We start from the raw sequence: 11,890 nt of genomic DNA, 5'->3' as shown, positions 1-11,890 counted from the left end.
AATGCACCTGGGAGAACTCGAGGCCTTCGACGCGGTGATGCGTATGGGAAGCACATCGCGAGCCGCTGAGTTCCTGGGCATCAGCCAGCCGGCCGTCAGCCGGGCGGTTGCCCGCCTTGCCCGCTCGACGCGACTGACCCTATTCCGCCAGGTCGGCGGCAGGCTCGTACCAACGCCAGAGGCAATTGCCTTGCACGAGGAGGTCGAGCGGGCTTTCATCGGGATGGACCAGCTGCGCGCGCGTGCGGCGATGATCCGGGAGTTCGGCGCCAGCGGACTCCGCCTGGCATGTTACCCTGCGCTCGGGCTTTCGTTCGCGCCGAAGGCTATCCAACGCTATCGCAGCAGGGACCGAACCGGCCATGTCACACTTCTGATTGCCGGCTCGAATGCCGTGCGCGATATGGTCGCTTCCGGCCAGGCGGATGTCGGTCTTACCGCCGACGAAATCGACACGTCTCGCGTCTCCGTGCAACCCTTCATGTCCGCGCCGGCCGTTTGCGTCATGGCGGCCAGTCATCGGCTGGCAGGAAGGGAAAACGTAACGCCCGCGGACTTGGAGGGCGAACCGTTCATCGCGCTGTCTCCGGACGACACGGTGCGCAGACGGATTGAACGGACCCTTGAAGAGGCGCAACTGCAAACCCGCACTGTCGTCGAAACGCAATATTCCGAGGTCGTCTGCAATCTGGCCCTGGAGGGCGTCGGAATCGGCATCGCCAATGCAATGACCTACAAGGCCAGCCAGTTTGAGAGCCGTGGCCTTGTCGCTCGCCCCTTCATCCCTGCGATCCCGTTCCGCGCCCTCATCCTCACGAGCAAGGATCGACTTAAATCCACAAGGGCCGAGACGCTTATTGCCGCGCTGCACGACGCCCGCAACGACATCGGCATCAAGGTCGGCACTATCGAGACAGCGGTCAGTATGTAGAACTTTTGCCGAGTGCGACCCGCCGCAAAACGCCGAACGCGGGATGCCATCGTGATTGGCACCTGCCGATGTCATGACATCAAACGCACGGGATCAAAATCACTTGCGATTTCAACGGGTCGTGCGCGAAGGCAGGAATTTCGCCTCCACGCTGCACACACCGGTAATCGCCTGTTAAGCATAATGCCGTGAGATAGGTCTTCGAAAATGCAGCGATCCGGGCATTACGCACATGCACCGCGCCCTCATGAAGTTGATCATTGTCTTCCTTATGTCGCTCGTCGTCGGAGCAAGCACCGCGGCGTCGGTGGCGGCGCGCGGCCACGCGCTGTCCGACCCGTTACAGAGCAGCGTGAGCCTTTTGGCGATAGACACTGATGATTCAGAGCTTGACCATCCGGCGAGCCTAGAGACCTGTCACGAAGCCTGCAGCTGGCTGGTCGCGTGGTTCTGGCCGGTGGCCGCACCGGTCCGCCGGATTCGCCCCAATCAAGCTTTCGACACGCAATCGTCAGTTCCAGCCCGGCTGATTCTGCCTCCCCCTCGCTCGGCTTGAACCAACCGGGGACGCACGCGCGCGCGATGCGGTCTCCGGTGACGCGACCGCGGCATACGCTCGGCCGCTCACCCACCATTCCCATTTCAAAGCCGATTGCAGACCGCCAAGCGACCCCTGCCCGTGCCAAGGAACACTTCCATGAGACGACTTTCAAACCACGATACCGAACAATCCCCAACAGCGGAGCGGCCGGCTTCCCCGGTTCTGGATCGACGGACCTTCGGCCTTGCCGCCGTCGCTCTCCTTGCCTCACCCGCGCTCGCCTTCGCGCAAGGCAGGAAACGCACGATCGACATCGATGAGAGATTTCTGCCGCAACTGGTGACATCTCCCTATCCGGAGACGGCCGGTACCATCATCGTCGTACCGAGGGATCGCTTTCTCTATCTCATCGAAGAAGGGGGCCTTGCCCGCCGCTATGGCGTAGGTGTCGGGCGCGCGGGCCTGGCGTTCTCCGGCACGGCGACTGTCGGCCGGAAGGCGAAATGGCCAAGCTGGCGCCCGACCGACAACATGATCCGGCGTGATCCGAAGAAATATGCACGCTATGCCGACGGCGTTCCCGGCGGGCCGAAGAACCCGCTGGGCTCGAGGGCTCTCTATTTGTTTCGAGACGGCAGAGACACCCTCTATCGCATCCATGGCACGACCGAGCCCTGGACGATCGGCAAGGCGGTTTCGAATGGTTGCATACGGATGGTCAACGGTCACGTCGAAGACCTCTATGAGCGCGTCCCGGTAGGAACACGCGTCGTGGTGGTTTCGTGACGGCGCGGCAGGTGCTTGTCATCGGAGCCGGCCAGGCTGGCCTTGCCGCAGGGTACTACCTGCGCAGGGCCGGTCTGCCTTTCCTGATCGTCGACGCCCATCCGCGCGTCGGCGACAGCTGGCGCAGCCGCTACGCTTCGCTGACCCTGTTCACTCCACGCCAGTTCAGCGCCCTTCCAGGCCTGCCCCTTGCCGGCAACCGGGAGCAATATCCGAGCCGCGACGAGTTTGCTGTCTACCTGGAAGACTACGCCGCGCGTTTCAGCCTGCCGGTGCGATCGGGAACACGGGTCGCGCGCTTGTCGCGTGCGAACCGGGTCTTCCTCGCAGAAACGGACTCGGGCGAGAAAATCGAAGCTAGTGAAGTGATTGTCGCGACCGGGGGTTTTCAGAAACCGATAGTCCCGTCCATCTCTAGCGGCTTCGGATCTGAGGTGCTGCAGTTGACGCCGCAAACCTATCAGAACCCTGCGGGTGTGCCCGATGGACCGGTCCTCGTCGTTGGAGACGGCGCAAGCGGTCGTGACATCGCACTTGAATGCCGGACCCTGCAACCTGTGATGCTTTCCCACGGCAAGCCTCGAAAACTGTTCCCCGAAGGGCTGTTCGGGAAGTCGATCTGGTGGTGGCTCCGCTTGCTCGGCATTCTGAACGCCTCGCCGGAGTCATGGATCGGCCGCAAGGTGCGCGCTGCCGATGCCTTTCCCGACCGAGGGCAAGGAGACAAACACCTGGCGCAGGCAGGTGTTCGGCTTGTGCCACGCCTTGTCGCCGCCTCAGGCGAGACGGCCACGTTTTCCGACGGCAGCTCCGCCACCGTGCGAACGGTAATCTGGGCGACCGGCTATCGCGATGAGACGGGTTGGGTGGAGATTCCGTCGGCCGTAGGACCGGATCGTGCGTTCTCGCACACCAACGGCGTTTCCGCTGTGCCTGGGCTCTACTTCGTGGGCCGGCCGTGGCAACGAAACAGGGCATCCGCTCTCGTCATGGGTGCCGGGCCGGATGCCGGGCGCATCGTCGAGGAGATTGTCCGCCGGCAACACCGTCAAGGGGCCAAGCGATGACCACCAGGCATCAACGGCTTCTTAAATCTTTGTTGACCATAATCCTCGCCAGCAATCTGCGGCGAGACGTCTCTGCCGCCCCGTGAAGTTTCTCGTTTGGATCGGAACTGCTGTGTCTGAGTATCCTGTGACTGCGTTTCTGGCGCGCCTGTTCCACGCTGCTGCCGACAAGGGAATCGAGACGATTGCGCGCTGGGTTGCGCAAGCCTCCACCATCACGGCCGCCGCCGCCTCTGTCGTCGCACTGACCGCTGCCACGGCTGCCGCGGAAGATCGATCGCTGAAACTGTTCTTCACCCACACCGGCGAGCGGGCGACGATCACCTTCAAGCGCGACGGCAGGTTCGACCCGAAGGGTCTCGCGCAGGTCAACCGCTTCCTGCGCGACTGGCGCCGGAACGAACCTGCTCGCATGGACCCTCGCCTGCTCGACCTCGTCTGGGAAGTCTATCAGCGCAGCGGCGCGAAGGATTACATCCACATCGTCTCCGCCTACCGCTCCCCCGCCACCAACAATATGCTGCGCGGTCGTTCGCGCAGTTCGGGCGTCGCCAAGAACAGCCAGCACACGCTCGGCAAGGCGATGGACTTCTTCATCCCTGGCGTGAAGCTGGCAAAGCTCAGGGCCACCGCCATGCAAATGCAGGTTGGCGGCGTCGGCTACTATCCGAAATCGGGCTCGCCCTTCGTGCATCTCGATGTCGGCAATGTGCGCGCCTGGCCACGGATGTCGCGTCAAGAGCTTGTGCGCATCTTCCCGAACGGCAAGACACTGCACGTTCCCGCCGATGGTCGCCCCCTGCCCGGCTACAACGTGGCCATGGCGGACTACAAGCGACGCGTCGGCTCGAAATCGATCGTGGCCGCGAGCTCCGCCGGCGCTGCACTGTCCGAAGATGACACCTCGCCGAACAGTCTCGTGACCGCGTTGCTGCCGACACGCAAAAGCCGCGCGGAAAAGGCGCTCGAGGTGCAGGCCGCGGGCGAAATGACCGTCGAACAACCGGCGTTCTTCGACCTGGCGACCATCAGCGCTCCGCTCCCCACGTTTCGAGCAGCTGAAATCGAACGCGTTGTGAGTGTAAACACCTCCGCTTTCATTCCCTCCTCAACGTTCAAGGCCATGGGAGGCCTCGGCATCACGGGGCGGGTATTGCGCCAGCCCGCTGCCGCCGAATCCGGCCTTCTTGACCTTCACCAGGCAAGCGCATGGACGGTTTCCGACAAGGCGATGCTCGATTGGGCGCTTGCACCGGCCGAGGCGCTTCAACGGCTGACGCTTCCGGCTAGCCTGCGGCGTGCCGTCGCAAGCGTCGACGATACGCGACGCGGTTCGCAAACAACACGGGCACTTGATGCGTCGAGCACCTTCAACCTGGACCGCTTCGGATCAGACGGCTGATTGAAGGGCACGATCACGCGTGCCGGGCGAGAAGCGCGCCCCGCGGGTCCACCTGGACCGTGACATGATCGATGCCGTGCCCTTCCTTGAGAAAGGACGCGACGACCGACGGCAGGGTCAATGGGTCGATCCCCTCCTTAGGGCTGACGTGGACGGTCGCGACGATGCTTTCGTCCGTCAAGGTCCATGCATGGAAGTGGCCCGCCTCGGCGATGCCCGGTAGATTCTGCAGGCCCGCTTCGATTTCATCGGCATTGATGCCTTTCGGCGTGGCCTGCAGGAGCACGCGGATGGAATCGGAAACCAGCCCCCAGGCCGAGCGGATGACGAGGCCGGCGACCAGCACCGAGAGAAGCGGGTCGAGAACACTCCATCCGGTGAGCATGATGCCGATGGCCGCCACAATGGCGCCGACCGATCCGAGAAGGTCGCCGACGACGTGAAGGAGCGCGCCACGCAGGTTGCTGTCACCGCTGTCGCCGGACCATAGCGCATAGGCGCCGATAAGGTTCACGACGAGACCGATGGTCGCGACAACGAGCATCGGACCGGCGAGGATCTCCGCGGGCTGGTTGATGCGCTGCACCGCTTCCCAGGCGATCCATGCGACAAGCAGCAGCAGGGTCGCGCCATTGGCGAGAGCAGCCAGGACCCGGACACGGTGAAAGCCGTAGGTCCGCTGCGCATCTATCGGCCAGCGCGCCACACGATAGGCCACCAGCGCAAGCAGCAAGGCTGCCGAATCCGAGACCATGTGTCCGGCGTCCGCGATCAGCGCAAGAGAACCTGCAAGCCAGCCACCAATTGCCTGCACCAGCGCATAACCGGCGGTCAGGATGAACACGAGCCTGATCCGGCGCTCGTTCGATTGCGTCACCTCGGCTCCGTGTTGGTGGTCGTGATCTCCATCGGAATGCGCATGCCCCGGCTCGCTGCTCATCATCTTGCGCCCTCGCTACCAGCTTTATCGCGACTGCTTGGAAACTGGTGCGGTAGCGGGCGAACGTCAATCATCCATGTAGATGGTCCGGTGTCCATATGCCGCATTTGTGAAGGACAGTGCGTCATTATTCCGGCGAGAATTCTGGTAAGACAACATCCGGATCAAAAGTCGGAGAACCTGGGCCATGCGCATGATCGCCTGCGCTGCGACAATGTTTGCAACCACGCTGCCGGCTTTCGCCGCCGGCGCTTCGGACGATTTGTCTCTCCATGATAATCCGCCTCGCGCCTTGCTGGTCGAGCACGCCGAACTCCTCGTTGTGGATCAACAAAGCGGTCAGACCAAGGGGTTCCTGACGATCTGGAACGGGACGGACGGCGAGATGCGTCTGTCGTCTGTCGCAAGCGAGACCTTTCGATCGGTTTCGACGCTGTCGTCACAACCCGCCGATGATGTTTCCCAGCAGCGCCGCTTCGAGGATTTCGTTCCGATCCCCGCTCATGCCGAGTTGAGAATGCAGCCAAATGGCATTCGGCTCCTTCTTGGGGATCCAGTCTCCGACATGACGGGGCGCCAGGCCGACCGCTTGACGCTGACCTTCGACGACGGCACGAAACTGGAGGTGATCGCCAAGATCGTCAGCTCCCGTGACGAACTCGTCAGGCACCATCACGGTCAGGTCGAAGCCGATCCGGGTTGAATCGTCTTGTTGGCGGCAGCAGAGTCGAAAAGGAGCAAACACCCGTTGTGCCAACAGAGTTGCTGCATTGTCGGCGCCGGCCCTGCCGGCCTCATGCTGGGGTTGCTTCTGGCACGCGCCGGCGTTCCCGTGACGGTGATCGAAAAGCATGACGATTTCCTCCGGGATTTCCGTGGCGACACCATTCATCCCTCGACCCTCGAGGTCATGGCCGAACTCGGGCTGCTCGACGAATTCCTTGCCCTGCCGCATCAGCAAGCCCCTGCCCTCTACGCCGAGATCGACGGCCGGACGGCGAAGATCGCCGATTTCTCCCAGTTGCCGACCCGCTGTAAGTTCATTGCCTTCATGCCGCAGTGGGATTTTCTCGACTTCCTTGCCCGCAAGGCCGCCGCCTATCCCGGCTTTCGCCTTCTCATGGGCTGCCAGGTCGTGGGCCTCGTGGAAGAAGACGGTGCGGTGCAGGGTGTCCGGATCATCGAGAGGGGGAACGAGAAGACGATCCGCGCGTCGTTGACCGTCGGTGCCGATGGACGGGAATCGATCGTCCGGCACGAGGCCGGCGTTGAGATCGAGGACCTTGGCTCGAATGTCGATGTGCTGTGGATGCGGGTTTCCCGCCGGCCGGACGATCCGGCGATGCCGATGGGCCATGCCGGCCCCTCTCAAGGGCTCGTCATGATCGACCGCGGCGACTACTGGCAGATCGGCTTCGTTATCGGCAAGGGACGCTTCGAAGACGTGAAAGGCGACGGGCTTCCAGAACTGCGGAAACGGCTGGCCGCTGTTGCGCCCCTACCCCTCGAACGTTTCGAGGAGATCGCCGGCTGGCCGGATGTTCATCTGCTGCGGGTTCGCATGGACCGCGCCAGGCGCTGGTGGAAGCCGGGCCTGCTCTTTATCGGCGATGCCGCCCACGCGATGTCGCCGATCGGCGGCGTCGGGGTCAACCTCGCGGTGCAGGACGCCGTCGCCGCCGCAAACATCCTTGCCCGGCCGCTGAAGGACGGGACGTGCTCCTCTGGGCATCTTGCCGCGGTTCAGAAGCGTCGCGCATTCCCGACGAAGGCGACGCAGAAGGTCCAGCTGATGATGCGTCGCAAGCGCGGTCCCGCGGCCGACGCGTCCCAGCCAAAACGGCCGCCGGCCTTCCTGCGGTTCATCGCACGCTCCCGGTTCCTGCCTCATCTGACGGGACGGCTGATCGGGATCGGGTTTCGCCCCGAACATATTCGCGGCTGAGCGCAATCAACGATCATCGACTCCGATGACATCGGCTAGATTGAATTTCGGCGTCGACCGCCCGTCCCGAGGTCTCTTAGGCCGCGCACACTTCTCCCAGATTGGTCGGGTTCATCGATGCAGGAGAGCGCGTCGAGAGCACACAAGTTTTGCGCGAAACGCGCGTCAGGGTGTCTTGTCCCACAGTGTTCATCATCAAAGCTTGGCGCGACTAGCGTCCAATGAGAAGCCGGCTAGAACAACTCCATCGGGTTCCAGACCGCCAGGACGCCGATCACACTGAACACCACTGAGATGCCCACCAACGCGAAAAGTACGGCAAAAACAAATCTTCTCAGCACAACACCCAAGAACCGAATTGCGATTATGGTAGGCTTGGCGATCAAGCCAACAAGCTTCATTATCTACTCTAACGATGGCGGCGTGACCACCTCCGCCTTCACATGGCGAACCTGTTTTCTCACCCAGATATCGGCTGGCACTCCCATATCTCCCCGCTCGAACGTGAGTTCACCTAGTCAAGATGACCCGGCATATCTTTCCGTCTATCCACGGAGAACAGAGGACTCAAGCTTCCAAAATGACAAGCGACCCAGCAGAACTGACAGCTGCGGAGTTATCGAGACAGATCTCGTCGGGAGAGCTGTCATCCGCAGAGGCTGTAGATGCGTTTCTTTCTCGGATCGCATCGCTGGATGGAAGGTTGCACGCGTTCGTAGATGTTTATGGAGATGAGGCGCGAAAGGTAGCTGCTTCTGCTGATCGCGCCATTCGTCAGGGGCGTGCGATAGGCCCATGGCACGGCGTGCCTATCGCGTTAAAGGATTTAATCGAGATCGAAGGAAGGATCACAACGGGAGGTTCTGCTGAGTGGCGGAACAGACGTTCAGACCGAACGGCGACCATTGCACGCCGCCTTCTAAACAGAGGCATGATCTTCCTTGGCAAGACCCAAACGGTGGAGTTTGCAATGGGTGGCTGGGGCACAAACCAGCACATGGGTACGCCTTGGAATCCTTGGGATCAAGCGACAGCAAGAACGCCGGGGGGATCGAGTAGCGGTTCCGGTGTCGCGGTTGCGGCGCGTATGTCGCCTTGGGCGATTGGAACCGACACGGGCGGCTCGGTCAGGCTTCCAGCGGCATTCTGTGGCATCACGGGTTTGAAGGTGACGTCTGGGCGCATCAGCTCGTATGGAGTTATGCCGCTGAGCCCGACGCTCGACACAGTGGGACCAATGGCCCGGACTGCTGAGGACACCGCCCTGCTGTACTCCCTTCTCGAGGGGATCGACCCGCTTGATCGTGCAACGTGGGGCACCCCTAGAAGCGATGTGCTGGCTGGCCTCAAGGGAGGGGTTGAGGGTCTTCGGCTTGCCCGCATACATCGAGATGAAAGAGAGGGCGTCGACGAAGAGGTTCTCGCTGCATACGATGCATCGTTGGAGTGCCTTGCGAAGCTTGGCGCCGATATCATCGGCCTACCGTTGCCATTCCGATTCAACGCCTGCTTTTCCCCTCAAGATGCAATCACAAAAGCCGAGGCATATGCGTTGTTCGGTCATCTTGCAAATGACCCAACCACAGCGCTCGGCGACCTTGTTCGTGAACGAATCCTGTCGGGGCGAAATCTCTCTGCCCAGGACTATCTCGTGGCAATGTGTCAACGAGAAAAACTGGGGCAGGAAATGCAAGCAGCGATGATTGACGTGGACGCGCTTTTGACGCCGACGACCGAGACGCCGGCACGCACGCTTCACGACCTTGACGAATCCTACGCAGCGTCACGGTTCACCAAATTTGTGAATACGTTCGATATGTGCGCGTTAGCAGTTCCGAACGGATACACCCGTCATGGACTTCCGACATCGCTACAAATCGTCTGCAAGAGCTTTGCCGAAGATCTGGCCCTCAGAATCGGCCATGCATTCCAGTTGGTGACGGGTTGGCACCATAAAGCGCCCATGGTCGACACAGTTCGGGCGCGATCTACCTAGGACAAAGGGAACGCTGCTCGTCTCGACGGCGCCAGCAGCACCGACATCTCTCGCGGGATCTTGGCCTCAGGTGGGCTCGCCGCGGCGAAAAGCCACACGCCCGCTTCCGCACGGCCGGGCGCTGCTGGATCACTTGGACTGATCACTCAACTCATCTTTTTGGCAGTTTCAGGAACATGAGACCGCCGGTAAGAAGAAGGCTTGATCGTATTCAGGCGGCCCAGGCGCGGCTAGGACGAAGAGGAGTGCGCATTTCGAATGGATGATCGCTCGTACCTATCGCTCACGCTCGGAGAGCTACAGACCCTGTCGGAACCTGGCGAGCTATCCGGTGCACTCCATGCGGTCAGAACTCGCTATGGTTTGTCACACATGACATTCATTGTCGTCCGGAGAGGCGCTGGCCCGTCGGCTGCTCCCTACTACTGCAGCACCTATCCAGAGGAATGGATCGCGACCTATTTCGCCAACGACTACCTTGCAATAGATCCTGTTATCGATATTGCGCGCTGGGGACTGCTCCCGGTGGACTGGTCGACGCTCGACCAAAGAGCCTCACGGGTCCGCCGGCTGTTCGACGAAGCTCGGGCCTATGGGGTAGGCCCGAACGGCCTCACCGTCCCGATCCGTGGCGCAAACGGAGAGCGCTGCCTGTTTTCGGTTACTTCCGAATGGTCAGGTAGCGACTGGTTGGCCCTCTGCGCTGCAAACCTCCACGACCTGCATATTCTCTCCCACTACCTCCACGAGAAAGTGCTCACCCTCTCGGGGCTGCGCCGCCCCGTTCTTGTCCGAGAATTATCGAGGAGAGAACGCCAATGTCTCCAACTTCTTGCGTCCGGCAAGATCTATAAACAGATTGCCGTCATCCTGGGCATCTCGGAGAGTGCGGTCCACCTCTATATGCGGTCGGCCAGGCGGAAGCTAGGCGCCACGACTAGCTACCATGCCGTGGCCAAGGCGAGCTACTTGGAACTGGTCGACGTCTAGGCACATCGCAGCGTTTTAGGCCAATCATCACCTTGACGATCTTCTCGTCACTCTCTGGCAATCTGGCGATTTCGATAGGTTGCGCCCCCCTCCTCTCGCCCCGAAGATTGTCCTTCCGCAACAGCATCGACCCTCGTGTGGCGAGCGGGCAAAGGCGGTTCAACTCTCGCCTGGTTGGTTCGCGTCGGCGGTCGATCAATGGGAGGCGATGATGACGGTGGACCCGGAAACAATAGAGCGCTGGCGAAACGCCCCGCGGCTGACGTCCTTCGCCCCCTTCTTCGAAAGAACGGCCAGTGGTCGAGGCGGGGCGCCGGATCTTGCACAGCCACAGCCTGACTTGAGCCTGATGGATTTCGATCTCGACTGCGCTGTCTTTGCGGACACGCATACGCGCTTGTTCGGAATTTTCGACCAGCACTATTACGCCAGCATTCCTTACCGGCTCGAAGAAGAATGCCGTCTCGGGGCGGCTGTCCTTTCGTTCGCACTGCAGAACTGGGCTCGAGCCATGATGCCCACGACGATCTATACGCTCGGCACTGGCACAGGTTGCCTTGCACGAAGCCTTGCGGCGCTTGGCGGAGGGCGCATCAAGACGCTCTGTTGCAGTCCAACGCCCGCCAACCGCGAAGCTTTTCTCGCGAGACGGGGAAGCGAGCACACACATTTCTTTCTCGGGCCGTTTTTCGAACTCGATGACGATCGCTACGCGAGCGATTCAGATCTCTCCCCCTTCCGGGACGGCTTTGATGTCTTGTTCGAAGATACAACCTTTCAGATGTACGATCAGGATCGCGTAAAGCAGCTCGAGTTCGTCGTCCCTCGTATCCGGCAGGGCGGCGTCCTGGTGCAAGTGCAGAAACTCGCCCATGAAGATGCTGCCGTATACGCTGAGCGGGAGCGCCAAAAGGATGAGCTGTTCAAGGCCCGATATTTTTCGCAGGAGCATATCTCCGAAAAGAAGGCCGAGATCCTAAACACCATGACGGCCTGTCAGGTGGACCTTTCGACCACGACTGCGGCGCTCAGGGCGTTCTTCCGCTATTCCGTGGTGACCTGGAACAGCGGCAATTTCTACATGATCGCTTCCTCCAACTCGCGGGCCTCGTTGGTGGAACTCATCTCGCTGATGCTGAAACCGGCTATGCCGCCTGCGTTCTGCTACGAGCCTCTTCCTCTCGTTGTGATCGACACGGAATCCGATCCGCTCGGCCCGGAACTCTCTTGGCGTAGTGCCACCGCGACGGCGGCTGTCGCTCCGAGACGGTCGTTGAGTTCTTGAGATGGAT

At 61.2% G+C, this 11,890-nt stretch carries 12 protein-coding genes; 10 read left to right on the top strand and 2 right to left on the bottom strand.

All coding sequences use genetic code 11. The features are described 5' to 3' along the window. Window position 1 precedes the first annotated feature (1 nt). The 5 genes from AC1Q6Z_RS28490 (at window position 2) to AC1Q6Z_RS28470 (ending at window position 4,727) form a co-directional block, all read left to right on the top strand. Window positions 2-931 carry a LysR substrate-binding domain-containing protein gene (locus AC1Q6Z_RS28490; protein ID WP_064334800.1) on the top strand — a complete coding sequence of 310 codons (930 nt, stop codon included), beginning with the start codon at window positions 2-4 and terminating at the stop codon, window positions 929-931. A gap of 232 nt (window positions 932-1,163) precedes the next feature. Further along, window positions 1,164-1,487 (top strand): hypothetical protein, encoded by a 324-nt coding sequence (locus AC1Q6Z_RS28485; protein ID WP_492649964.1) that lies wholly within the window; start codon window positions 1,164-1,166, stop codon window positions 1,485-1,487. A gap of 141 nt (window positions 1,488-1,628) precedes the next feature. Then, the gene (locus tag AC1Q6Z_RS28480) at window positions 1,629-2,258 is read left to right on the top strand and encodes a L,D-transpeptidase (RefSeq protein ID WP_084438751.1); all 630 of its coding nucleotides are present in this window, start codon (window positions 1,629-1,631) and stop codon (window positions 2,256-2,258) included. A gap of 11 nt (window positions 2,259-2,269) precedes the next feature. Continuing rightward, window positions 2,270-3,325: a flavin-containing monooxygenase gene (locus tag AC1Q6Z_RS28475; RefSeq protein ID WP_306041540.1), complete on the top strand. Its 1,056-nt coding sequence runs from the start codon at window positions 2,270-2,272 to the stop codon at window positions 3,323-3,325. Window positions 3,326-3,539: 214 nt separating this feature from the next. Further along, window positions 3,540-4,727 (top strand): peptidoglycan L,D-endopeptidase MepK, encoded by a 1,188-nt coding sequence (locus AC1Q6Z_RS28470; protein WP_492649967.1) that lies wholly within the window; start codon window positions 3,540-3,542, stop codon window positions 4,725-4,727. A gap of 13 nt (window positions 4,728-4,740) precedes the next feature. Here AC1Q6Z_RS28470 and AC1Q6Z_RS28465 read toward each other — a convergent pair whose 3' ends face one another. Then, window positions 4,741-5,670, bottom strand: coding sequence for a cation diffusion facilitator family transporter (locus tag AC1Q6Z_RS28465; RefSeq protein WP_370360515.1), 930 nt, complete (start codon window positions 5,668-5,670; stop codon window positions 4,741-4,743). Between the two features lie 184 nt (window positions 5,671-5,854). Here AC1Q6Z_RS28465 and AC1Q6Z_RS28460 point away from each other — a divergent pair, with 184 nt between their 5' ends. Further along, window positions 5,855-6,370, top strand: a complete 516-nt coding sequence (locus AC1Q6Z_RS28460) for a copper chaperone PCu(A)C (RefSeq protein WP_151652281.1) — start codon at window positions 5,855-5,857, stop codon at window positions 6,368-6,370. Between the two features lie 45 nt (window positions 6,371-6,415). Further along, window positions 6,416-7,612 (top strand): FAD-dependent oxidoreductase, encoded by a 1,197-nt coding sequence (locus AC1Q6Z_RS28455; RefSeq protein WP_306041544.1) that lies wholly within the window; start codon window positions 6,416-6,418, stop codon window positions 7,610-7,612. A 233-nt stretch (window positions 7,613-7,845) separates the two neighbouring features. Here AC1Q6Z_RS28455 and AC1Q6Z_RS28450 read toward each other — a convergent pair whose 3' ends face one another. Then, window positions 7,846-8,013, bottom strand: a complete 168-nt coding sequence (locus AC1Q6Z_RS28450) for a hypothetical protein (protein WP_492649963.1) — start codon at window positions 8,011-8,013, stop codon at window positions 7,846-7,848. A 179-nt stretch (window positions 8,014-8,192) separates the two neighbouring features. On the opposite strand from AC1Q6Z_RS28450, the gene AC1Q6Z_RS28445 reads away from it, so the two are divergent. The 3 genes from AC1Q6Z_RS28445 to AC1Q6Z_RS28435 all read left to right on the top strand — a co-directional run bounded on the left by AC1Q6Z_RS28445 (window position 8,193) and on the right by AC1Q6Z_RS28435 (window position 11,883). Further along, the gene (locus AC1Q6Z_RS28445; protein ID WP_306041546.1) at window positions 8,193-9,608 is read left to right on the top strand and encodes an amidase; all 1,416 of its coding nucleotides are present in this window, start codon (window positions 8,193-8,195) and stop codon (window positions 9,606-9,608) included. Window positions 9,609-9,866: 258 nt separating this feature from the next. After that, window positions 9,867-10,598, top strand: a complete 732-nt coding sequence (locus tag AC1Q6Z_RS28440; RefSeq protein ID WP_306041547.1) for a helix-turn-helix transcriptional regulator — start codon at window positions 9,867-9,869, stop codon at window positions 10,596-10,598. 208 nt (window positions 10,599-10,806) lie between these two features. Further along, window positions 10,807-11,883: a class I SAM-dependent methyltransferase gene (locus AC1Q6Z_RS28435; RefSeq protein ID WP_492649962.1), complete on the top strand. Its 1,077-nt coding sequence runs from the start codon at window positions 10,807-10,809 to the stop codon at window positions 11,881-11,883. Window positions 11,884-11,890: the final 7 nt, after the last annotated feature.

Source organism: Shinella sp. GW835-FHT14H05 (genome assembly GCF_058793575.1).
This window is presented reverse-complemented; position numbering and strand designations above follow the sequence as displayed.